Source organism: Pseudocolwellia sp. G5-9 (assembly GCF_055808995.1).
This window is the reverse complement of the sequence record NZ_CM147893.1, coordinates 203,698-227,701: the sequence shown is the minus strand read 5'-3', so window position 1 is coordinate 227,701 and position 24,004 is coordinate 203,698. Positions and strand designations below refer to the sequence as shown.

At 38.8% G+C, this 24,004-nt stretch carries 13 protein-coding genes, 1 tRNA gene, 3 rRNA genes, 1 pseudogene and 1 riboswitch; of the genes and pseudogenes, 9 read left to right on the top strand and 9 right to left on the bottom strand.

Annotated features, from left to right (window positions below):
* The first annotated feature begins 192 nt into the window (after positions 1-192).
* Positions 193-320: riboswitch (guanidine-I (ykkC/yxkD leader) on the top strand.
* A 54-nt stretch (positions 321-374) separates the two neighbouring features.
* The 7 genes from AC0L5Q_RS00895 (at position 375) to atzF (ending at position 10,084) form a co-directional block, all read left to right on the top strand.
* Positions 375-1,409 (top strand): putative urea ABC transporter substrate-binding protein, encoded by a 1,035-nt coding sequence (locus AC0L5Q_RS00895; RefSeq protein ID WP_473613652.1) that lies wholly within the window; start codon positions 375-377, stop codon positions 1,407-1,409.
* 90 nt (positions 1,410-1,499) lie between these two features.
* Positions 1,500-2,324 (top strand): ABC transporter permease, encoded by an 825-nt coding sequence (locus AC0L5Q_RS00890; protein WP_473613650.1) that lies wholly within the window; start codon positions 1,500-1,502, stop codon positions 2,322-2,324.
* A gap of 7 nt (positions 2,325-2,331) precedes the next feature.
* Positions 2,332-3,114, top strand: a complete 783-nt coding sequence (locus AC0L5Q_RS00885) for an ABC transporter ATP-binding protein (protein ID WP_473613648.1) — start codon at positions 2,332-2,334, stop codon at positions 3,112-3,114.
* Positions 3,104-3,823, top strand: a complete 720-nt coding sequence (locus AC0L5Q_RS00880) for an urea amidolyase associated protein UAAP1 (RefSeq protein ID WP_473613647.1) — start codon at positions 3,104-3,106, stop codon at positions 3,821-3,823. Before AC0L5Q_RS00885 ends, AC0L5Q_RS00880 begins: the two co-directional genes overlap by 11 nt.
* A 9-nt stretch (positions 3,824-3,832) precedes the next feature.
* The gene (locus AC0L5Q_RS00875; RefSeq protein ID WP_473613646.1) at positions 3,833-4,471 is read left to right on the top strand and encodes an urea amidolyase associated protein UAAP2; all 639 of its coding nucleotides are present in this window, start codon (positions 3,833-3,835) and stop codon (positions 4,469-4,471) included.
* Positions 4,472-4,619: 148 nt separating this feature from the next.
* Entirely contained in the window at positions 4,620-8,267 is a 3,648-nt protein-coding gene (gene uca, locus AC0L5Q_RS00870) for an urea carboxylase (RefSeq protein ID WP_473613644.1), read from the top strand.
* A gap of 38 nt (positions 8,268-8,305) precedes the next feature.
* A complete protein-coding gene (atzF, locus tag AC0L5Q_RS00865) occupies positions 8,306-10,084 on the top strand; it encodes an allophanate hydrolase (RefSeq protein ID WP_473613642.1) in 1,779 nt (592 codons plus the stop codon).
* A gap of 126 nt (positions 10,085-10,210) precedes the next feature.
* Here the strand turns inward: atzF and yfbV are convergent, their stop codons facing one another.
* Together yfbV and AC0L5Q_RS00855 are read right to left on the bottom strand one after the other, a co-directional pair.
* Positions 10,211-10,678: a terminus macrodomain insulation protein YfbV gene (yfbV, locus tag AC0L5Q_RS00860; protein WP_473613639.1), complete on the bottom strand. Its 468-nt coding sequence runs from the start codon at positions 10,676-10,678 to the stop codon at positions 10,211-10,213.
* 79 nt (positions 10,679-10,757) lie between these two features.
* Positions 10,758-12,416, bottom strand: coding sequence for an apiosidase-like domain-containing protein (locus AC0L5Q_RS00855; protein ID WP_473613637.1), 1,659 nt, complete (start codon positions 12,414-12,416; stop codon positions 10,758-10,760).
* Between the two features lie 818 nt (positions 12,417-13,234).
* Here AC0L5Q_RS00855 and AC0L5Q_RS00850 point away from each other — a divergent pair.
* Positions 13,235-14,827 (top strand): alpha-L-fucosidase, encoded by a 1,593-nt coding sequence (locus AC0L5Q_RS00850; RefSeq protein ID WP_473613635.1) that lies wholly within the window; start codon positions 13,235-13,237, stop codon positions 14,825-14,827.
* Positions 14,828-16,074: 1,247 nt separating this feature from the next.
* Here AC0L5Q_RS00850 and AC0L5Q_RS00845 read toward each other — a convergent pair.
* The gene (locus AC0L5Q_RS00845; RefSeq protein ID WP_473613633.1) at positions 16,075-16,611 is read right to left on the bottom strand and encodes a VC2046/SO_2500 family protein; all 537 of its coding nucleotides are present in this window, start codon (positions 16,609-16,611) and stop codon (positions 16,075-16,077) included.
* Positions 16,612-16,740: 129 nt separating this feature from the next.
* On the opposite strand from AC0L5Q_RS00845, the gene AC0L5Q_RS00840 reads away from it, so the two are divergent.
* Entirely contained in the window at positions 16,741-17,187 is a 447-nt protein-coding gene (locus AC0L5Q_RS00840; RefSeq protein ID WP_473613631.1) for a GNAT family N-acetyltransferase, read from the top strand.
* A 365-nt stretch (positions 17,188-17,552) separates the two neighbouring features.
* Here AC0L5Q_RS00840 and AC0L5Q_RS00835 read toward each other — a convergent pair.
* The 6 genes and pseudogenes from AC0L5Q_RS00835 to AC0L5Q_RS00810 all read right to left on the bottom strand — a co-directional run.
* Positions 17,553-17,759, bottom strand: a pseudogene (locus tag AC0L5Q_RS00835) (transposase); the annotation flags it as partial.
* 13 nt (positions 17,760-17,772) lie between these two features.
* The gene (locus AC0L5Q_RS00830) at positions 17,773-17,982 is read right to left on the bottom strand and encodes a helix-turn-helix domain-containing protein (RefSeq protein ID WP_473613628.1); all 210 of its coding nucleotides are present in this window, start codon (positions 17,980-17,982) and stop codon (positions 17,773-17,775) included.
* A gap of 330 nt (positions 17,983-18,312) precedes the next feature.
* A 5S ribosomal RNA gene (gene rrf / locus AC0L5Q_RS00825) occupies positions 18,313-18,427 on the bottom strand.
* Positions 18,428-18,568: 141 nt separating this feature from the next.
* Positions 18,569-21,459, bottom strand: a 23S ribosomal RNA gene (locus AC0L5Q_RS00820).
* A 565-nt stretch (positions 21,460-22,024) separates the two neighbouring features.
* A tRNA-Ile gene (locus AC0L5Q_RS00815) sits at positions 22,025-22,101 on the bottom strand.
* A gap of 116 nt (positions 22,102-22,217) precedes the next feature.
* A 16S ribosomal RNA gene (locus AC0L5Q_RS00810) occupies positions 22,218-23,760 on the bottom strand.
* The 16S, 23S and 5S rRNA genes sit together here with 1 tRNA gene alongside, the layout of an rRNA operon.
* Positions 23,761-24,004: the final 244 nt, after the last annotated feature.

Here is a 24,004-nt window from a genome sequence, read left to right as displayed (position 1 = left end):
TTATTCATTCTAATGATTAAAAGTAAACCCTCTCCTGATATATCACACAGCTTAGCGATGCAAATAATGCATCACTAAGCTGTAAATAATGCAGTATACATTCCACAAAAGACTCTCTACATTAATCAAAAGCGAGAGGCGAACGTTAAAACTACAGTAATAATTATAGCGTTAATGATTCGACTTCAAATCTAAATAGATAACTAGGGTTCCGGTTTGCAAAAACGTCTGGTCCGAGAGTTATCAACCCAGCTTGTATTCTTGATTGAATATTTTGCATCTGCAAAAGGGTTACACGGAGGGATAAAAGCCCGGGAGGTAGTTTAATTAAGCCTCTTGCTATTTTAATTCTGTGTAACTAATGGAGATGCCCCATGAAAAAACTAAAAAATATACTACTCGTACTTACCCTACTTACTTCTAGCAATGTATTTGCTCAAGACAAATTTTCTGTTTGTTGGTCTATTTATGTTGGATGGATGCCATGGGACTATGGCGACTCATCAGGCATTATCAAAAAATGGGCTGACAAATACGACATCGAAATCGATATTGTACAAATAAATGATTATATAGAATCAATCAACCAATATACCGCAGGCGAATTCGATGCTTGTACTATGACTAATATGGACGCCTTAACCATTCCTTCTGCAAGTTTTGTAGATAGCACTGCACTTGTTGTGGGTGACTTTTCAAATGGTAACGACGGTATTGTATTAAAAGATAAAAAAACATTATCTGAAATAAAAGGCCAACAAGTTAATTTAGTTGAATTAAGCGTTTCTCACTACTTATTAGCTCGCGGGTTAGAAAGCATTGGCTTAACTGAACGCGACGTTAAAGTTGTCAATACGGCTGACGCCGATATGGTTGCTGCTTATACAACAGAAGATGTAACCTCTGTAGTTACATGGAATCCATTATTATCTGAAATTATGTCTATACCTAAAAGCACCAAGGTATTTGATTCATCAAAAATACCCGGTGAAATTATAGATTTAATGGTAGTGAATACTAAAACCTTAAAAGAAAACCCTAAATTAGGTAAAGCTTTAGTAGGTGCTTGGTACGAAATAATGCAAAACATGAAAGATAACGACGCCATATTAGCGCAACTAGGTGCTGATTCAGGTACAGATTTAGCGGGCTACAAAGCACAATTATCTACTACAAAAATGTTTTATAACGCAGATGATGCCGTTACATTCACAAAAAGTAATCAGCTACTTAAAACAATGGAATACATCGCTAAGTTCTCATTTACACACGGATTACTTGGTGAAGGTGCTTCTGATGCTAACTTCATTGGTATTGAAACCCCTGCAGGCGTTGTAGGTAACAAAAGTAATATCCAACTACGCTTCGACCCTACTTTCATGGAAATGGCAGCAAAAAATAAGTTGTAATTTAGTTTATTAAATAGCGAATAAATTAGAAAGAGTAGTGAATGGTTAACATGCTACCACTACTCCCAACTTATTAACGTCAGGTTTCCTATGAAAAAAATAATGAATTATAAACCTTCTAAACCCTTAGCTATATTTTTAAGCTTATTGCCGTTTATCATCATCCTTTTTGTTTATTGGAATGCGTCCAATATCCGATTAGCTGAAAATCCAAACGATAAACTGCTACCTAGTTTTACTCAAATTTATAGTGCCGTTGATCGTTTAGCTTTTACCGAAAACAAACGTACCGGTGAGTATTTGTTTTGGCAAGACACCTCAGCCAGCTTGTATCGTATTTTAATTGGCATATCAATTAGCGCACTTTCAGGCTTAATAATGGGGTTGTTAACAGGGCTTATCCCTTTAGCTCGATCAGGTTTATCTCCCCTCATTACGGTTATATCACTCATTCCGCCTATGGCCATATTACCTATTTTATTTATAAGTTTTGGCTTAGGTGAATTAGCAAAAATCATGTTGATATTTATAGGTTCAGCTCCTGTAATTATGCGCGATATGCAATCACGTGTTTTACAGCTACCTGCAGAACAACTCATTAAAGCCCAAACACTAGGTGCTACAACATGGAGCGTTAGTATTCGCGTTGTACTACCTCAAATATTACCGAGCTTATTAGCCTCTATGCGTTTGTCTTTAGGTGCAGCGTGGTTATTTTTAATTGCTGCAGAGGCCATAGCAGCACAAGAAGGCTTAGGGTATCGAATATTCTTAGTACGTCGCTACTTATCAATGGATGTAATTTTTCCTTACGTAATTTGGATAACTCTACTCGCTTTTATTATGGATTTTTTACTAAGAAAAATCTCTGAAAAAGCTTTTCCTTGGTATCACTCAATCGAAAATAAAACATAAGGATCTCATGATGAGTTTTATAACAATAAAAAATGTCTGGAAATCCTACGGTGACAATTTAGTACTAGAGCGATTGAATCTTAACGTTGAGCAAGGTGAATTTGTTTCAATGGTAGGTGCTTCAGGCTGTGGTAAATCAACTTTTTTAAACATGTTATTAGGTCGAGAAAAAGCCACTAAAGGCACTATTACCCTTGATGGTAATCCTTTAGAAGATGAACCAAATGCTGATCGCGGTATTGTTTTTCAAAAGTATTCTGTTTTTCCACATTTAACCGTTTTGCAAAATGTCATGATCGCCGATGAATTTTCAACAGCAAAAGTAATGTGTTGGACCTTTGGGAAAGCGCATAAACAGATACAAGAAAAAGCCCTAACTTTTATTGAAGCGGTTGGATTAACCCCTGCGCTAAAAAAATATCCACACGAGTTATCAGGTGGTATGCAACAACGTTTAGCTATCGCACAGGCGTTAATGAAATCACCTAAAGTTTTATTACTTGATGAACCCTTTGGTGCTTTAGATCCCGGTATACGTGGCGATATGCATGAACTTATCCGCGATGTTTGGAGAAAAAACAACCTAACTATATTTATGGTAACTCACGATATTAAAGAAGGTTTTGCTCTGGGCTCTAGATTATGGGTGTTCGACAAAGTTAGACATGATCCTCAAGCACCCAATGCCTATGGTGCACAAGTAACGTTTGACCTCCCCCTATCAAATAATAATGAGCAATTAAACGCTCAAAACATTATAGAAAAAATGAGACACAACAATGAAAAATAAAATGCTATATCAAGATACCCTCCCGGGCGGAAAACACTGGTCGATGCGCATAAGACGAGGCACTAGCTTACGTTTAATCGATGTAGAAGGTGGCGCAAATATAGGAATGCTATTTTATAACCCTGAAAACTTGCTCGAACGATATAACGCTCCTGATACATTAAAATGCCAACATACCTTTAAGTTAACTAAAGGACATTGCTTATATTCAGACATGGGCCGTATTTTTTGCTCAATTGTTGACGACAGCGCAGGATGGCATGACACCGTATGTGGCAACAGTAATCGCAATATGGTCAAAACAAAATGGCGTGATAAAAGCTATCAAAAAGACAGTAACAACTGGCTACAAAATGGTAACGATGCTTTTTTAATTGAAGCCGCTAAGTATGGCTTAGGCAAAAAAGATCTCGCAGCAAATTTAAACCTGTTTAGTTGTATTATGCCAAATGATAAAGGTGATTTAAGCTTTCAAACACCACAAGAAAGTGCAGGAAAATATATCGAATTACGCTTTGAGATGGACACCATAGTGTTATTACACACTTGCCCTCACCCATTAAACCCAGCGACAGAATACCCTTTCAAACCCGTTGAATATCAAATATTACAATCTGAGCCTATCGCTGAAGATGATCTATGTAAAAACGCTTGCGCCGAAAACCTACGTGGTTTTGAAAACAATCGTTTATATCACTTGGGGTTATAGGAGAAAAACATGATATTAGAAAGTAACTTCCAACCAGAAAAAGCCAATATTAGAGATATTATTGATGCCGGTGATTACTACCTTAAAGTAGTAAAAAAAGGCCAAACCTTACGTATTTTAGATCTTGAAGGTAATCAAGCTGCAGATACTTTATTTTTCAATGCAAACGACACAAGTGAACGCTATAGCGCTATCGATACAATAAGAGAACAAGGCAATGTGTACTTAACGGCTGGCACCGTGCTAATGACCAACGACTGTAACCCGCTATTAAAAATAGTTGCAGATACCTGTGGTCGACATGACACCCTTGGTGGCGCATGTGCAACCGAAAGTAATACAGTTCGCTATGCTTTAGAAAAAAAATGTATGCATGCCTGTAGAGACAGTTGGTTATTAGCCATTGCTGAAAACGAAGAGCTAGGCCTTAACAAAAGTGATATTACCCACAATATCAATTTTTTTATGAACGTGCCTATTACTGCTGAAGGTAAATTATCGTTTGCCGATGGCATTAGCGGCGCAGGCAAATATGTAGAACTGGAAGCCTTGATGGACACCATCGTTTTAATTTCCAATTGCCCACAATTAAATAACCCATGTAATGCTTACAACCCAACGCCTGTTGAAATACTCATTTGGGATTAAGCAACCGAGACGGAATATATCCCCTCTCAAATTAACATCACAATATATCTGCTTAGTTCGTTAAAACATATAAAGCAGATTGATAAGTAGGACGACCTATTTACCAATAATAATCGTGGGACGACCCACACTTTATGAGTTTATTATTATGTTTAAGACAGTATTAATTGCTAACCGTGGCGCCATTGCCTGTCGTATTATTTCCACGTTAAAAAAGTTAGGTATAAAAAGTGTTGCTATTTATTCAGAAGCCGACCGCGAATCTCTTCATGTCCGCCAAGCAGACCAAGCCTTCAGTTTAGGTGATGGTGCAGCAACGCAAACCTATCTAGACCAAAATAAAATTATATCTATAGCGAAGCAAGTCAATGCTGACGCTATCCATCCCGGTTATGGATTTTTAAGCGAAAATGCTGATTTTTGTGAAAAACTCACCAAAGAAAATATTGCCTTTATAGGCCCAAGACCCGAACAAATGATCAGCTTTGGCTTAAAACACCAAGCACGTGATCTTGCCGAAGCCGCAGGTGTACCTTTAGTACCCGGCAGTGGTTTATTAGCAAATATTGAAGAAGTAGTAACCTTCGCTGAGCAAGTGGGATATCCCGTTATGCTAAAAAGCACTGCCGGTGGCGGTGGTATAGGTATGCAGCGATGCGACAGCCAAAGTCAATTAGAAAAAGCCTTTACAAATGTTAAGTACTTAGGCGCACAAAACTTTTCAAACGACGGTGTATTTTTAGAAAAATTTGTTGAGAAAGCCCGACATATCGAAGTGCAAGTTATTGCGAATGGCGACGGCAGCGTGGTTACATTAGGTGAACGAGATTGTTCAAGCCAACGACGTAACCAAAAAGTTATTGAAGAAACGCCAGCCCCTAATTTATCTGACGAAATACGCCAGCAAATGTATGCCACAGCAAAACAACTTATGGCGTCAATTAACTACTTAAATGCAGGTACAGTAGAATATATTTTTGATGAAACATCTCAACAGTTTTACTTTTTAGAAGTTAACACCCGTTTACAAGTAGAGCACGGTATAACCGAGCTTTGTTTTGATGTTGACCTTGTTGAATGGATGTTAAAAATAGCATTTGATGATTTTGCTTCAGAGCATGCTACAGACTTATCAAGTATTGATAACTTAACCAGTAAAGGTCATGCGATACAGGCGAGAGTTTACGCTGAAAATCCAGCAAAAAACTTTCAACCATCTTCAGGTTTATTAACCCAAGTTAACTGGCCAGAACAAATAGCAACTAACGAAAAAACGGTACGTATTGACCACTGGATTGAAGCAGGTATAGAGGTTTCACCATTTTTTGATCCTATGTTAGCTAAAGTTATTGTAAAAGCAGAAAACAGAACAGAAGCTATTGCATTATTAAACGACAACTTATCAAACAGTGAGCTGTATGGTATTGCAACTAACATAGGTTACGTAAGGGAAATACTCACCTCTGATGCTTTTGTTAATGGCAAAATATTTACGCGTACACTCGACAGCATTAAAGCCTCTTTCAATGGTTTCGAAGTAATAAAACCAGGAACAATGACCACCATACAAGACTATCCTGCTCGCACAGGCTTTTGGGATATAGGCGTTCCACCATCAGGCCCTTTCGACTTCTACTCTTTTTGTTTAGCTAATCGCTTATTAGGTAACGATGAAAGTGCAGCAGGTTTAGAAATAACCATACAAGGCCCATCATTAACATTTTACCAAGCAAGCCGTGTAGTTTTATGTGGTGCCGATATTGATATATTGGTTGATAACAAACCTTATAACATCAACCAAATTATTGATATTGCAGCAGGCCAAACGTTAAAAATAGGTTCAGTAAAAGACACGGGCGCACGTACTTATTTAGCAATAAGTGGTGGAGTGCAATGTCCTGAATACTTAGGCAGTAAAAGTACGTTTACCTTAGGTCAATTTGGTGGTCATTGTGGACGCGCATTACGTACAGGCGATTTCCTTAACTTATTACCAGTAAATGAAACAACTCCAAATGTTGTTCCTCTTGAAACCTTAACAAAACTCAGTGCAAACATTAGCAATAACTGGTCTTTACGCGTTATGTATGGCCCTCATGGGTCACCAGACTTTTTTACGCCAAATGACATAGACACAATAAGTAAACACCAATGGGAAGTTCATTATAATTCAAGCCGCACAGGCATTCGTTTAATTGGCCCGACGCCAGAATGGGCAAGAGCAAGTGGTGGTGAAGCGGGTTTACATCCGTCAAATATACACGACAATGCTTACGCATTTGGTTCTGTAGATTTTACAGGAGATATGCCTGTAATTTTAGGTCCAGACGGGCCAAGTTTAGGCGGGTTTGTATGTCCATTTACCGTGATAAGTGCTGATTTATGGAAATTAGGGCAATTAAAAGCAGGCGACTCAATATCGTTTGAGGTTGTTGATGTTCATTCAGCTCAACAAATTGAGCTGGCTCAATGTAAGCAACTACAAGAATTAGCACCACAAAACATTGAAAATCAACAAGCTGAAATTAACTTAGCTGATGCATCGCCAATTATTGATACGTTAGTAACCAGTGACGGCGAGCCTGACATCGTATTTCGTCAAGCAGGCGATAAGTTCTTATTAGTAGAGTACGGCGAGCTAGTACTTGATTTAGCGTTAAGAGCAAGAGTACAAGCTTTATTAACTAGCGTTCAAGCTGAAAACATTAATGGCGTACTAGAGTTAACGCCGGGCATACGCTCACTACAAGTACATTATAATAACCACGTTATTAGTGTTCAGCCTCTTATTGAAAAACTGAAAAAACTCGATATTGCTTTAGGTGATACAAGCCAATTAAGTTTTGCTTCTCGTATTGTGCATTTACCGTTAAGTTGGGACGACGAAGCTTGCCAACTGGCGATTGATAAATATATTCAATCTGTACGTAAAGATGCACCTTGGTGCCCTTCTAACATCGACTTTATTCGTCGTATCAATGGCCTGACTGATATTGAAGAAGTACGCAATATTGTTTTTGATGCAAGCTACTTAGTATTAGGTTTAGGCGATGTCTATTTAGGTGCTCCTGTAGCAACGCCACTAGATCCTTGTCATCGCTTAGTTACAACAAAATATAATCCTGCGCGCACATGGACTGCTGAAAACTCAGTAGGTATTGGCGGCGCTTATATGTGTGTTTATGGTATGGAAGGCCCTGGCGGTTATCAGTTTGTTGGTCGTACCGCACAAATGTGGAATCGCTACCGTAAAACCGATGTTTTTGAAAACCCATGGTTACTACGCTTTTTCGATCAAATCAGATTTTACCCAGTATCTCATGACGAACTAAACAGTATTCGTGCTGACTTCCCTATTGGTAAATGGGCACCAAAAATTGAAGAAACAACGATTTCAATGCCTGAGCTAGCTAAAGAATGGAGCAAACAACAACGCTCTATTGATAAATTTGTAGAACAGCGCGAACGAGCTTTTGAACAAGAATTACAAAACTGGAAAGCCGCAGGACAATTAGATCCACAACCGCTATCTGAAATGCCTGAAGACTCATCAGAAATAAGCTTATCTGAAGGTGAGTTTATTATTGAGTCAACAGCTGCGGGTAGTGTTTGGTTGGTTGAAACGGAAGAAGGTAAAAGTGTTTCAGAAGGCGACAGTTTAATTATTTTAGAATCGATGAAAATGGAAATAGCGATCACTTCTCCAGAATCAGCAACCGTTAGTCGCGTATTAGTAGAAGTAGGTCAGCAGGTACAAGCAGGCCAAGCATTACTAGTACTTTCATCAAAAAGCTAACCACATTGTAAAAACAGAATTAAAGATAAGGAATTATTATGAACTTAACCATTAGCGCTATTCATCAAGCTTATAAAAATGGCGAACAAACACCTGATAGCTTAATCAAAACATTGTTAAGTAAAGCCGTTGAATATCCGGAAGCTTGGATCCATTTATTATCCCATCAAGAAGTAAGCCCTTATCTTACTGCTTTAGCAGAAAAGTCGATTGAAGACTGCCCTCTTTGGGGGATCCCGTTTGCAATAAAAGACAATATAGATTTAGCTGGTATACCAACAACCGCTGCTTGCCCTGAATTTAGTTATGTACCTGAAAAATCGGCACATGTTGTTGAGCAATTAATTGCCGCTGGCGCAATACCTTTAGGAAAAACAAACCTCGACCAATTCGCTACAGGCTTAAACGGTACACGTTCACCTTATGGCGTAACACCAAATAGCTTTGATCCTAACTATATTTCTGGGGGGTCAAGCGCGGGGTCATCTGTGGTAACAGCTGTTGGATTAACAACGTTTTCATTAGGAACCGACACAGCAGGTTCTGGCCGAGTACCAGCATGTTTTAATAACTTAGTTGGCTTAAAACCATCAATAGGTTTGTTTTCTTCAACGGGCATGGTGCGCGCTTGTAAAAGTTTAGATTGTACCAGTGTATTTAGCTTAACCGCAGAGGATGCTCAAACAGTATTTGCTGTAGCGGCAGACTTTGATGAATCTGACGGCTACGCTAGAAAAAATCCTATAACCAATCAAGGCCAAGTTCCTTTTCCTGAAAAGTTTACCTTCGCTATTCCGCAATTTGAACAGCTCGCCTTTTTTGGGAGTGATAGTTACGAGAAAGCTTATTTTGAAGCAATTCAGCAATTAGAAGCGATTGGTGGTACTAAAGTTGAAATGGACTTTTCACCTTTTTTTGATACAGCCAAATTATTATATGACGGACCTTGGATAGCAGAACGTTACGTAGCAACAGAAGATATAATGACCAAAAATCCTGCTGCGATGATGGATGTAACACGCGCTATTATTAGCAATGGCACCAAATACAAAGCAACAGATGCTTTTTCAGCATTTTATAAAGTACAAGACTTTAAACAAAAAGCCGATAGATTAGTCGCAAGTGTTGATGTATTAATAACACCAACGGCAGGCAGACATTTTACCATTGAAGAAATTAATGAAAAACCTATCGAGAGAAATTCACAATTAGGTTATTACACTAATTTCATGAACATACTTGATTACGCAGCTCTTGCTGTGCCTACCTCTATTTCTGAAACAAAAATGCCCTTCGGTATTACGTTATTCAGCGCTGCGATGACAGACCAAAAGCTATTAACACTTGCTAGTCGTATACGAAATGCTAATAAGTTACCTCTTGGCGCTACAGGTATTGAATATACGCCAACAAAATCGACACTAGCACCTAGTAAAGGTTTTATAGATATTGTTGTTGCTGGTGCTCATTTATCAGGTATGGCGTTAAATTGGCAATTAACGGATCGTGGCGGCATGCTAAAGCACGCAACAAAAACAGCCGCAGCTTATAAAATGTATGCCATTAGTGGAGCTGTCGAACGACCGGCATTACTCAAAGATTCAGCCAATGGAAACGCATTTGATGTTGAAGTATGGAGCCTACCTATAAGTGAATTTGGTTCTTTTGTTGAAGGAATTGCCGCACCATTGGGCATAGGTAAAGTTGAATTAGATTCAGGTGAAACATTAACAGGATTTATCGCCGAAGGTTATTCAGCTGAAATAGGCACTGACATAAGTGAGTTTGGTGGCTGGAGAGCTTATCAAAATAAGTAATATTTATTCATAATAAGTATATAGATTGGATAAGTACGTTATTAAAACAATAAAAAACAAAAAGCCCGTAAGGTTAATTATTACGGGCTTTTTAATAGATAAAAAATTCAAAAGTTGAGTTATAAATTATTTGATCGGCATACTGCGATAGGTAATATTTAATAATTGAGCTAAGTCGATATAACGAGGCTTACTTACCGAAAGCTTAATATCGCCACCATTTTGATTAAATTTAGCAACACCTTCCTTGTACCACGCAGCTAGATCAGGAGGTAAAAACTTATCAGCTTTGACACCTGAAATAACTAAAGCTTGTACCGGCATACTTAAAATAAATAACCCGTATACTAAAGCTTGAGGCAATAACTCATAGCCACCAAAATATAATTGCATCACAAAAACAAAAAGCGCCATAGCAGGTAAATATTTACAAGCAAAACGCGCAACTTGAACTGTGCGATAATCTTTAAAGTATTGGGCGAGTTCGATACGTTCAGGCCAAAGGCTGATATATTTTCGACCAAGCTTAATAATGTCTAAAAGGTTTAATTCCATCGGTATAATGCGTTGAGTACCATAAAATAAATATAGCATAAAAGTTATTCTATCGAATGTTATTTCTGCTTTTATTCTTAAGTTAAACCGCTCTTACTGCACTCAACACACTATTACATTAATTATTAACTAACTCACTAATAAGAATACTATCTGCTTGTCCTCTCCATGGGGATATAAAAAGCATGCCTTTTGTTATTGTTTTAGGCTCAGTAAACTCACCTGTTAAGGTATTAAACCACCGGTAATTACGCGTTTGTTTATTTTCAAAACTCACACCATTTTTAACATTTTGTAAAAACCAATCCCCTCTCGACATTTGATAATTACCTTTTGGCACGTAAATCAAATAAGTATCGTCATTATTTTGCAGCGTATATCCTGAACCATTTTTATTAGGTGCGGGCTTAAATGTAGAGAAATCGTACTGAGTGAAAAAGTTATTCATATGCTGAAAATAATCAAAACGCGGTTTTACATAGTTTTCAGGTTGTTCAAAAGGATTATAAATAATCACATTCCATGAACTACCTTGCCAATAATATGTTGTGTAAACACCTGCGAATAAAATCATCCAGTTACGTCGAACAGACACTTCAGGATCTACATAGTCACCAGGAAATACCAGATAAGGTGATTGTTCATAACCTCCGTGTTCAATGTTGTAAATAGGTTTATTAGGAAACTTTTTACGCACATTTAACATTTGATTATAAATATCATGCTTCCAATCTTGCGTCGAAATAAAATCAACTTGCTCTGGGTATTTAGTACAGTATTTATAGTCGTGAACGGTTACTAATCTTTGATAATAATTAAGCGCACGTAAACGATCTATACGATCTTTAATGTAAGCTTCGTCTGCTCGGCCGTAATATAAAGCTTCTTTAGATATGTCCCACACAACATTTGGATACGCTTGATAGCGCTTAACAATATAGTCAAAGTACATATTATCAGCTTCACTATTCATTTCAGGCCAACTGACTAATTTGTTCCACACATAAATCATTAAATGAGCGACAAGTCGTTTGTCGTGTAAAAGTTGTACGGTACGATCAAACTTTTTAAAAAATTCAATATTTAACGCTGAGTGATCCGGTTTTTCATTCGAACCTAAAAAGGGAAATATATTTTGTTTACCACCAAACTCATGCTCAGGGTGACTCGCTAATTTAGGATCTTTATCCCAACTCACATCATGAGAATAAACATTCATCACAATATGGTTAAAACCATTTTCTTTAATTAAAGAAAGTAAATGTTCGCTTTTAGGTAAGCCCTGATCATTTTCGTAATCTAAAGCAAATAACCAATCGAGTTCATAACCTAATACAAAGTAAGGCGTACCATCTTCGTAGTAAAAATTTTGTTTATTTATGCTACTTAAAATAACACCACCATGGTTAGTTGTATCAGCATTTTGCACAACCTTTACACGACCTGCTCGACCATTAAGCGATTTTTGTTTACTTTCTATTTTGTATGTCCAGTTACCAATATCTGATGCTGAAAAACGAATTAACCATTCATTTCCACCATTATAAAAAACCGGTACTGTCATTTTTTTACCTGAGGTATGAGAAAAAATGGCATTAGCATCAACGGTAAATAATTGTTTAGCGTTTACCGTTGCGTTAATAGGAATATCAACAACTTCCCATTTTTCAATTTCTACTTCTTTTGCCTGCGCTGTACACATAAATAATGCAAACCACAAACAAACTAAACTTTGGCTGATGTAGCGCCAGCGCAAACAAGATATTAATTTTTTCATACTTTTTTCCATAATTTTTAACCAGCAAGATTAAATAAAATATAAGTGTTCTTATTGCTTCATTTAAATTTAACGATTTTATAACTAAAGAGATTTTTTTACCGTCACTTTCAAAAACATATAATGCATTGCCTTGCGCAGCTTATAAGCCACCTACTTCCTGTAGGCGAGGTATTTATTTTAATAAAAAGTGTTCTAATGATTAAATAAATAACGATGTAATTGGCGATTACGAGTATAAATGATCAATGGGTTATTGCGATTGGTATTAATCAACGTTAGCTGATAAGCATGAGGCAAAGTTACACTTTTTCAGCATTTGTTAGACCATGTATTACTGTCATACGCCGTTTCTACTTTACTTTTACGATATTGCCAATCTTGATTAATGTTAAACTGACTTCGTTCAGACGCCGTACTAAACGTTAAAACACTGGCAAAACTTTGTGTAAAGAAAATAAAAACTTAGAACAATAAGTAAGTGTTTTATATACTCTATACTGTTAATTATACCCTTACGGATTAAACTATATTTTTATATGTAATATTTGAATTTTACCAACAATCTTACATAAATAAAGTAAAGTCAATAAAATTCAATTCCACAAGCCAATATATAAAAAAACAATATAAATTTAAAACCAATAATTTCAATACATTAGAACACATAAGCGCCTGTGTTTTTAAATTAAACAAGAATGATTTGCGGTAATGCATATTAAAAACACTGGTTTTATATATAAATAAATTTGCAATCATGCTGCATTTGAAATTATAGTGTCGTATACATTTTTTGAGTCATCAACCAACGAAAATTAATGAAAATGAAAAAACAAACGCTAACAACATTTAAAAGTACATTAGCCATAGCAGTAGCTTTAGGTTTAACAGCATGTAGTGCTGACACTAATACAACTAAAAATAATACTTCAGCTGCTTTAGATAACTCAGCTAAACTTGCTGAAATTAAAGCCGTGGCTAATCAAGGCCCTTTCAAAGCAAACTGGGACTCTTTAACTAATTATAAAATTCCAGATTGGTATCAAGATGCTAAGTTTGGCATTTTTATACATTGGGGCGTTTATTCAGTACCTGCTCATAATGGCGAATGGTACCCAAGAAAAATGTATCAAAAGTCAAACGAAGAAAAAACTTACCATGAAGAGAAATTTGGTAACCAAACTGAATTTGGTTATAAAGACTTTATTCCTCAATTTAAAGCTGAAAAATTTAATGCTGACGAATGGTTGAAGATTATTAAAGATTCAGGTGCAAAATATATTGTTCCTGTTGCTGAACATCACGATGGATTTTCAATGTATGACAATTCTTACACCCGTTGGGATTCTGTTGAAATGGGACCTAAACGTGATGTAATTCAAGAATTAAAAGATGCCACAGATAAAACAGATATTCATTTTGGTTTATCAAGCCATAGAGCTGAAAACTGGTGGTTCTATGATGGCGGTAGAGAATTCCCATCAGATGTACAAAACGAAGAGTTTCGTGACTTATACGGTCCAGCGGTTAACAGGAAATCTTCAGAAGATGGTTTAACACCACCTAGCCAAGAATTTATGGACGACTGGTTATTACGTACTGTAGAAATCGTTGATAAATACGAACCTGAACTTATTTGGTTCGATTGGTGGATGGCGTCAAAACCATTTCATGATCACGTAAAGCAGTTTACAAGTTACTACTATAACAAAGGTGTTAACTGGAAAAACATGCCTGCGCTTAACTACAAAGAACATGCAGACATGCGCTCGTTCCCTCCTGGTTCGGCCGTGTTAGATATTGAACGTGGTGGCATGACGGATATTCATCCCCATTTTTGGCAAACAGATACTTCTGTATCTTTATCATCTTGGGGATATGTAACTAACCATAAATATCGCAATGCTAATTCATTAGTAGATGATTTAATGGATATAATTTCTAAAAATGGCTCTTTGTTATTAAACATTGGTCCAAAACCTGATGGAACAATTCCTGAACCAGAAATTGCTTTACTAAAAGAAATTGGTGATTGGTTAGCTGTAAATGGTGAAGCGGTTTATAACACTCGACCTTGGATAACTTACGGTGAAGGTGAAACTTACGTACCAGATGGTAAAAACTCGAATGATGCTGAGAAAAACCGTAAAGACTTTAACAGCAGCGATATTCGTTTTACCCAAAACGAAGGAACTTTATACGCAACAATGTTAGCGTGGCCGGGTGATAATGCGAAGGTAACAATTCGTAGTATTAATTCTAAAAACTATACAGATAAAATCGCTAAAGTTGAATTAATTGGTCATAAAGGTACATTAACGTTTACACAAACAGCTAAAGGTTTAATGGTTAACCTACCCGCAGGTTCTCCTTCTAAGCACGCTCAAGTACTTAAAATAACTAAGGGTTAATATCTTGCTTTAAAAAGAGTATTTAAATGAATACTCTTTTGAGTTTGTTGTACTATAAGTTTACGACTTCCCAAACTTAATGGTGCAACAAGCTCTCCCCTCAGTTTTATTATTAATATACCCGTTATCATTCAAGATGCAGGTTTCAGTGGGAACTAAAAACAATTTATGCACAGATTTCACGTTCCAAACGAAATCTAAGGTCTACATCCATGTAAGAACCTGACTAAAGTTAATAACGCAGTATAAATTGTTTTTAGACCCATCGAAGAAGCGCTTGAGCAAAATAACTTCATCAACAATGCTTTTTATAAGGGAGCAACCATTATTACAAAGCATTCCTTGAATTGATATCGCTCAAGAGCTCTGAAATAGCCTTTTGATTGGTAAAGGGTATATATACAAGCTGCTGGAATAAAAGCAAAATACCCTGTAAATAAATTCGGTTTAATTACTATGGTATATAAACAAAAATCCCTTCTGCAGCCCCCCACTTAAAACTCTATTCTGACTTAAGTACCTATTTTCTATATAAGGTAAACTTCTGTTTCTATAAGCTACAAAGAATAAGTCAGCTTTACAAAAATATAAGATAAAGGTTTTACTGCTTTCCTCAGAACCGATAAGTAAATCGTTTTATCAATAAATTCAGAGGTGTAGTATTCGATATACCTATTTACAACAATATAAATCAAAATAATTTCTTCAGTATAATTAACCAATGATGCTCTGTGCCTGTTGTGCTCCTTGCATTTAATAATCCCAACGAGTAAAAGCCTTTATCAAATAAGGTTAACTAACCTCAACTCGGGTTAATGAATGTTAGAGAATGAATTAAAATACTTATTTATGAGAAACTTAATCTGTATCGTTGTTCTCCTAAGCTATATTAGTCTCTCAACAGTGATATTTTTGTGTATAACAAGGCAAATTTTTCTATCTAATAGTAGTAGCGCAAAAATAGCTTGTTGAGTAACTTTGCTTATCCCGAATTGAGGTTAACTATTGTCAGATGTAGTATCGATGAATTTTTCAGCTAACACCAACCATGCCAAGGACTTTAAGGTAGCTTTAAGGTTCTAATAGTGACAGTATCGATCCATAAGCTTTATTGATCACATACAGTGTTAATAGGTCTGCGAGGGTTTCAATCTGACTGGATTTGAAGTTACTAATAATGCCTAGCGCTGTTTTTATATATTATGCAAAATTATATTTAAAATTTTTAGCTAATTTAATAACTAGCTTTAAATAACCGACTTTTCCAATGTTAAATTTATGCTTTCATTTATAGAGTTTAACCACTCTGCCGCTTTAAAATCTAACCTAGCTGCTTTAAAGTCGTTATCTAATTTTTTACTCTTATACTTTTTCTGGCAATAAAGGCTAGTATTTTCTAGTATATTTTTTGCTATAAATTTTTTGTCGTCTCTAAAGGCAAGAGGGGTTGGATTAATGGCATTGAGTAAACGGAGTTCTGATAAATTATTACCTTGAACTAAGTCAGCTTGGTTATAAGATCCAACTTGCTCTATCTCCTTTAATGATAAAAGCTGCGCTTGAGGTAACTTAAACTGCTTCCTTAAATTATCTTCGTCTGTTTGAGATGTAGCTATTTCTGATTTAGGAAGTGAGAACTGTGCGTGAGCTTGAACATCATCAGTAAGCATCGCCAGTAATAAAGAAAATTGAGACCGTTCTTTTTTATGAACACATTGGTTAAGCTGCTCACCTAACTGCAATTCATTTATTAATATCTCATTTTTTATATTATCTACAAGCAATTAAGCACACCCACAAATCATCTTAATATTTATATCGGCATGTAATAAAAAATAATTAGCAGATTTTATTATTATTTTCGCTGTAAAATACATAACTCAATAGCCGATAGTAATGAAGAACTGCTAAAAATGTTTGAAATAAATAAAGCGACAAAACAAGATAAAAAAGATATTAAACGCTTTTATAAAGACAACAACTACTCAGCGAGTTTTATGGGCTACGATCATACTTATATAATAAAAATGGACAACGTCATCATTGGCAGTGTAATACTTTCTTATATCACTAATAGTAGTCAATATGGATTGTTGCATGCATTATTAATTACTCCCCTTTATAGAGAAAAAGGTTATGCCAAGCTATTAATAGAAACACTACAATGGGAACATAATCATATTATTTGTTTTGCTGATAAAAAGTTATACCGCTTATATAAAGACATAGGTTTTAAAGAAAGTGAATCCCTTGAAATCCCTAGTCATTTTATAGACAGGTATAATTGTTATTTAAAAAAGAATAATGATTTAAAGGTATTTCTAAAAATCAATTATTCCTTAACCAAAATAACTAATTAACCTGAGTTCGGGTTAAGATATAGTTAACTCATTGAAAAGTAATCACTAAAAAATCAGTTCGCTTCTAGCTTGATAATTTTACTTAATTCAAGACAAATTTACGCGTCAATAGCTGGCCTATTGCAAGTGAATTTAACGCAGAAGTTAGTAAAAACAGCTGCTAGAAGAACATTTATTAAGCCGAGTTCGGGTTAATTAATACCAAACGCATTAATGAATTGACCTATTTTATACGAAGAATAAATGGTCAAATACACAGGTTCATCGTTCCAGACGGAACCTAAGCACCAACGTCCTGTAGGCGAGGCATTTATTATAATAGGGAGTGCTCTAATTATTAAATAACAATGTAATACCATTCCATCTTAAGTTTTTCCCACCTTAATCCAATCTCTACTACACATTTTCATGACCCGCTTTGCATCACTCACAAATGAGTTCCATGCATCAGAGCAAGCATCGAGGATGTCATCATAGCCTTGAAAGCACCTATTCGCTAAATGATGTTGGCGCAACCAACTCCAAACTTGCTCTATTGGATTCAACTCAGGTGAATACGGTGGTAATACCAATTAGATCATATAATTAGACTAATTGGTATAAACCTTCGTTGATGTAGTTCGCAACCCAATCATTAACAATTCTTCTACTAATATTAAGTGTTCTAGCAACTTCTGATCTATTCTTACCCGATTTAAAATGTGAAACGGCTAGCAAGCGCAGCCTCATTCGATGATCTTTTACTTTGTTGGAGAGTATTTTTAATTCTTGTGAGCTATGAGTGTTCAATGTCATTTATTATGAGTAAATAAATGACATTAGATCACATAATTAGACTAATTGGTATTACTTTGTTGGAGAGTATTTTTAATTCTTGTGAGCTATAAGTGTTCAATGTCATTTATTATGAGTAAATAAATGACATTAGATCATATAATTAGACTAATTGGTATAATTGGTCATTAAGGCAAGTATAAATAATGAATGGGTTATTTCGATTGGTATATGTACAGGACCTCACATAAAAAATTCTACACACTTTCGACCTTGGAACGACTGCTGCAATGTTTAACACCAGACAGCAAAAAGCCCGACTCTTTCGAATCGGGCTTTTCTTAATGAGAAGCCTAGCAATGTCCTACTCTCACATGGGAACTCCCACACTACCATCGGCGCTAATGCATTTCACTTCTGAGTTCGGAATGGGATCAGGTGGGTCTACATCGCTATTGTCGCTAGACAAAAAAGGTCAATCTTGAAAGCCTTTCAACAAAAAATTATTTTCATTGAACTATAAATACGTTTTAATCTCTTATTCGCACATGTGTACGTGTCACTCATAGAGTGTGTCAAACTTCATACAAAACTATTTAGGTGTTGTATGGTTAAGCCTCACGGGCAATTAGTATCAGTTAGCTCAAGGCCTCACAACCCTTACACACCTGACCTATCAACGTTGTAGTCTCCAACGACCCTTTAGGGAGCTTAAAGCTCCAGTGAGAACTCATCTCAAAGCCTGTTTCCCGCTTAGATGCTTTCAGCGGTTATCAGTTCCGAACGTAGCTACCGGGCAATGCTATTGGCATAACAACCCGAACACCAGCGGTTCGTCCACTCCGGTCCTCTCGTACTAGGAGCAGCCCTCTTCAATTCTCAAACGCCCACGGCAGATAGGGACCGAACTGTCTCACGACGTTCTAAACCCAGCTCGCGTACCACTTTAAATGGCGAACAGCCATACCCTTGGGACCGACTTCAGCCCCAGGATGTGATGAGCCGACATCGAGGTGCCAAACACCGCCGTCGATATGAACTCTTGGGCGGTATCAGCCTGTTATCCCCGGAGTACCTTTTATCCGTTGAGCGATGGCCCTTCCATACAGAACCACCGGATCACTATGACCTACTTTCGTACCTGCTCGACGTGTCTGTCTCGCAGTTAAGCTGGCTTATGCCATTGCACTAACCGTACGATGTCCGACCGTACTTAGCCAACCTTCGTGCTCCTCCGTTACTCTTTGGGAGGAGACCGCCCCAGTCAAACTACCCACCAGACAGTGTCCCCAAGCCCGATTAGGGCCCTAGGTTAGAACATCACGCATACAAGGGTGGTATTTCAAGGTTGGCTCCAACACATCTGGCGACGCATCTTCAAAGCCTCCCACCTATCCTACACATGTAGGAGCAATGTTCACTGTCAAGCTATAGTAAAGGTTCACGGGGTCTTTCCGTCTAGCCGCGGGTATACGGCATCTTAACCGCAATTTCAATTTCACTGAGTCTCGGGTGGAGACAGTGTGGCCATGATTACGCCATTCGTGCAGGTCGGAACTTACCCGACAAGGAATTTCGCTACCTTAGGACCGTTATAGTTACGGCCGCCGTTTACCGGGGCTTCGATCATGAGCTTCGCAGAGCTAACCCAATCAATTAACCTTCCGGCACCGGGCAGGCGTCACACCGTATACGTCATCTTTCGATTTTGCACAGTGCTGTGTTTTTAATAAACAGTTCCAGCCACCTGGTTACTTCGACTCTCCTGTGCTTACTCCGCAAGGGATTCACACCAGAGAGCGTACCTTCTCCCGAAGTTACGGTACTATTTTGCCTAGTTCCTTCACCCGAGTTCTCTCAAGCGCCTTAGTATTCTCTACCTAACCACCTGTGTCGGTTTGGGGTACGGTTCCTATATATCTGAAGCTTAGAAGCTTTTCCTGGAAGCATGGCATCAATGACTTCATCTCCGTAGAGACTCGTCTCGACTCTCAGTGTTAACAGCAACCCGGATTTACCTAAGTCACCCACCTACAGTCTTTCACACGGACTACCAACGCCGTGCTCACCTAGCCTACTCCGTCCCTCCTTCGCAATATATAGAAGTACAGAAATATTAATCTGTTTCCCATCGACTACGCGTTTCCGCCTCGCCTTAGGGGCCGACTTACCCTGCCCTGATTAACATGGGACAGGAAACCTTGGTCTTTCGGCGGGGGAGTTTTTCACTCCCCTTATCGTTACTCATGTCAGCATTCGCACTTCTGATACCTCCAGCATGCTTTACAACACACCTTCAACGGCTTACAGAACGCTCCCCTACCACTTGAACCTAAGTTCAAATCCGCAGCTTCGGTGACTAGTTTAGCCCCGTTACATCTTCCGCGCAGACCGACTCGACTAGTGAGCTATTACGCTTTCTTTAAAGGATGGCTGCTTCTAAGCCAACCTCCTAGCTGTCTATGCCTTTCCACATCGTTTCCCACTTAACTAGTACTTTGGGACCTTAGCTGGCGGTCTGGGTTGTTTCCCTCTTCACAACGGACGTTAGCACCCGCAGTGTGTCTCCCGCATATCACTCATTGGTATTCGGAGTTTGCAAAGGGTTGGTAAGTCGGGATGACCCCCTAGCCTTAACAGTGCTCTACCCCCAATGGTGTTCGTGCGAGGCTCTACCTAAATAGATTTCGGGGAGAACCAGCTATCTCCCGGCTTGATTAGCCTTTCACTCCGACCCACAAGTCATCACCGCATTTTTCAACATACGTGTGTTCGGTCCTCCAGTTGATGTTACTCAACCTTCAACCTGCCCATGGGTAGATCGCCGGGTTTCGGGTCTATACCTTGCAACTAAACGCGCAGTTAACACTCGCTTTCGCTACGGCTCCCCTATTCGGTTAACCTTGCTACAAAATATAAGTCGCTGACCCATTATACAAAAGGTACGCAGTCACCCGACTAAATCGGGCTCCCACTGCTTGTACGTATGCGGTTTCAGGTTCTATTTCACTCCCCTCACAGGGGTTCTTTTCGCCTTTCCCTCACGGTACTGGTTCACTATCGGTCAGTTAGGAGTATTTAGCCTTGGAGGATGGTCCCCCCATGTTCAGTCAACGTTTCACGTGTGCCGACCTACTCGATTTCATGGTAAGTTTATTTTCGTGTACGGGGCTATCACCCTGTATCGCTCTACTTTCCAGTAGATTCCACTAACTTACAAACCACTTAAGGGCTAATTCGCGTTCGCTCGCCGCTACTAACGAAATCTCGGTTGATTTCTTTTCCTCGGGGTACTTAGATGTTTCAGTTCTCCCGGTTCGCCTCGCTACCCTATGTATTCAGGTAGCGATACCCGCCTTACGACGGGTGGGTTTCCCCATTCGGATATCTTTGGCTGTAACGGTTTTTATCACCTCACCAAAGCTTTTCGCAGATTAACACGTCCTTCATCGCCTCTAACTGCCAAGGCATCCACCACATACGCTTAGTCACTTAACCATACAACCCTAAATAGTCTCGAAAGAATATTAAGTACACCGTGGTGACTAAACCACAGCAATTGTAAAGTCTGACATTTTCACGCACACATTGTGTGTCTTGAATAAGAGTTGATAACAGTTCCTTATAAATAAGAAGCTTGTTATCGGGTTGATCACATTTCCGAGGAGGAAACATGACCACCATCATCACTTCCCGATAAAAGAAGTAACAATAGCTTGGTATTTATACGTTACAAACAACAGCGCGACACTGTTGAGTGCTATATAAATACCGGTATTTATATCAGCTTTCCAGATTGTTAAAGAACTTAATCTCAGCACGCATTCGGCTAAAATTTTGGTTTGACCTCCACGGATGGAGGAAAATCCGAGAAACGTACGGAACGTTTCCGGTAAAAAACCAAATCTAAACTATCTCGTTAAACGTTGAGATACGTTAAATTTGGTCTCTATTCTTTCTTTGAAGAAGTATCCTACTGTAATTTACATTTTCACAAGGCCTTTAATGATGACGTTTAATCTTCTTTAAACGCTTTGTTAAATAACGCAGTAGAAATTTAAATTGGTAGGTCTGGGCAGACTTGAACTGCCGACCTCACCCTTATCAGGGGTGCGCTCTAACCAGCTGAGCTACAGACCTATTGTATAGAATCCAAAGCTAGATGTTGGACTTCTTCTTTTTTGTTATCAGGCAATTTGTGTGAACACTCTGAAATAGCTTTACAGCTATTCCCATTAAAACGTTTTACTTCAAGATAAGGAGGTGATCCAACCCCAGGTTCCCCTAGGGTTACCTTGTTACGACTTCACCCCAGTCATGAATCACAAAGTGGTGACCGTCCTCCCGAAGGTTAAACTAGCCACTTCTTTTGCAACCCACTCCCATGGTGTGACGGGCGGTGTGTACAAGGCCCGGGAACGTATTCACCGTAGCATTCTGATCTACGATTACTAGCGATTCCGACTTCATGGAGTCGAGTTGCAGACTCCAATCCGGACTACGACAAGCTTTGTGGGATTCGCTCCACCTCGCGGTATTGCTGCCCTCTGTACTTGCCATTGTAGCACGTGTGTAGCCCATCCCGTAAGGGCCATGATGACTTGACGTCGTCCCCACCTTCCTCCGGTTTATCACCGGCAGTCTCCTTAGAGTTCTCGCCATTACGCGCTAGCAAATAAGGATAGGGGTTGCGCTCGTTGCGGGACTTAACCCAACATTTCACAACACGAGCTGACGACAGCCATGCAGCACCTGTCACAGAGTTCCCGAAGGCACAAGTCTATCTCTAGTCTCTTCTCTGGATGTCAAGGGATGGTAAGGTTCTTCGCGTTGCATCGAATTAAACCACATGCTCCACCGCTTGTGCGGGCCCCCGTCAATTCATTTGAGTTTTAACCTTGCGGCCGTACTCCCCAGGCGGTCAACTTAGCGCGTTAGCTACGCCACCCACAGATCAAGTCTACAGACGGCTAGTTGACATCGTTTACGGCGTGGACTACCAGGGTATCTAATCCTGTTTGCTCCCCACGCTTTCGTGCCTCAGTGTCAGTATTTGTCCAGGTAGCCGCCTTCGCCACTGATGTTCCTTCCAATCTCTACGCATTTCACCGCTACACTGGAAATTCCACTACCCTCTACAATACTCTAGCTTGCCAGTTCAAAATGCAGTTCCCAGGTTGAGCCCGGGGCTTTCACATCTTGCTTAACAAACCACCTACGCACGCTTTACGCCCAGTAATTCCGATTAACGCTTGCACCCCTCGTATTACCGCGGCTGCTGGCACGAAGTTAGCCGGTGCTTCTTCTGCGAGTAACGTCACAGATGCAGAGTATTAGTCTACACCCTTTCCTCCTCGCTGAAAGTGCTTTACAACCCGAAGGCCTTCTTCACACACGCGGCATGGCTGCATCAGGCTTTCGCCCATTGTGCAATATTCCCCACTGCTGCCTCCCGTAGGAGTCTGGGCCGTGTCTCAGTCCCAGTGTGGCTGATCATCCTCTCAAACCAGCTAGAGATCGTCGCCTTGGTAAGCCTTTACCTTACCAACTAGCTAATCTCACTTGGGCTAATCAAATGGCGAAAGGTTCCGAAGAATCCCCTCCTTTGGTCCGTAGACATTATGCGGTATTAGCAGTCGTTTCCAACTGTTGTCCCCCACCATTAGGCATATTCCCAAGCATTACTCACCCGTCCGCCGCTCGACGCCGAATAGCAAGCTATCCTCGTTTCCGCTCGACTTGCATGTGTTAAGCCTGCCGCCAGCGTTCAATCTGAGCCATGATCAAACTCTTCAATTATAAATCGTTTGTGCATCTTGCGATGCTGCTCAATGAATTCTGTCGTGTTACCAACCGAAGTCAGTAACTACATAAAACGTACAATTTGATAAATCAAATTATACTTTTTTGTGTGACATCAACATAAGCTGTTTTACGTCTTTTCTATTTATTAAGTAGTAAACTACCTAACACATAAAACCGACTATGTAAAATCAATCTTAATGTGAGTGTTCACACAAATTGCATGATAACTAATTTTTAA

Excerpts from the sequence above, each read along its gene's own strand:
- AC0L5Q_RS00895 (WP_473613652.1), top strand. The coding sequence starts at position 375 with ATGAAAAAACTAAAAAATATACTACTCGTACTTACCCTACTTACTTCT.
- AC0L5Q_RS00890 (WP_473613650.1), top strand. The coding sequence starts at position 1,500 with ATGAAAAAAATAATGAATTATAAACCTTCTAAACCCTTAGCTATATTT.
- AC0L5Q_RS00885 (WP_473613648.1), top strand. The coding sequence starts at position 2,332 with ATGATGAGTTTTATAACAATAAAAAATGTCTGGAAATCCTACGGTGAC.
- AC0L5Q_RS00880 (WP_473613647.1), top strand. The coding sequence starts at position 3,104 with ATGAAAAATAAAATGCTATATCAAGATACCCTCCCGGGCGGAAAACAC.
- AC0L5Q_RS00875 (WP_473613646.1), top strand. The coding sequence starts at position 3,833 with ATGATATTAGAAAGTAACTTCCAACCAGAAAAAGCCAATATTAGAGAT.
- uca (WP_473613644.1), top strand. The coding sequence starts at position 4,620 with ATGTTTAAGACAGTATTAATTGCTAACCGTGGCGCCATTGCCTGTCGT.
- atzF (WP_473613642.1), top strand. The coding sequence starts at position 8,306 with ATGAACTTAACCATTAGCGCTATTCATCAAGCTTATAAAAATGGCGAA.
- yfbV (WP_473613639.1), bottom strand. The coding sequence starts at position 10,678 with ATGCTATATTTATTTTATGGTACTCAACGCATTATACCGATGGAATTA.
- AC0L5Q_RS00855 (WP_473613637.1), bottom strand. The coding sequence starts at position 12,416 with ATGAAAAAATTAATATCTTGTTTGCGCTGGCGCTACATCAGCCAAAGT.
- AC0L5Q_RS00850 (WP_473613635.1), top strand. The coding sequence starts at position 13,235 with ATGAAAATGAAAAAACAAACGCTAACAACATTTAAAAGTACATTAGCC.
- AC0L5Q_RS00840 (WP_473613631.1), top strand. The coding sequence starts at position 16,741 with ATGTTTGAAATAAATAAAGCGACAAAACAAGATAAAAAAGATATTAAA.
- AC0L5Q_RS00830 (WP_473613628.1), bottom strand. The coding sequence starts at position 17,982 with ATGACATTGAACACTCATAGCTCACAAGAATTAAAAATACTCTCCAAC.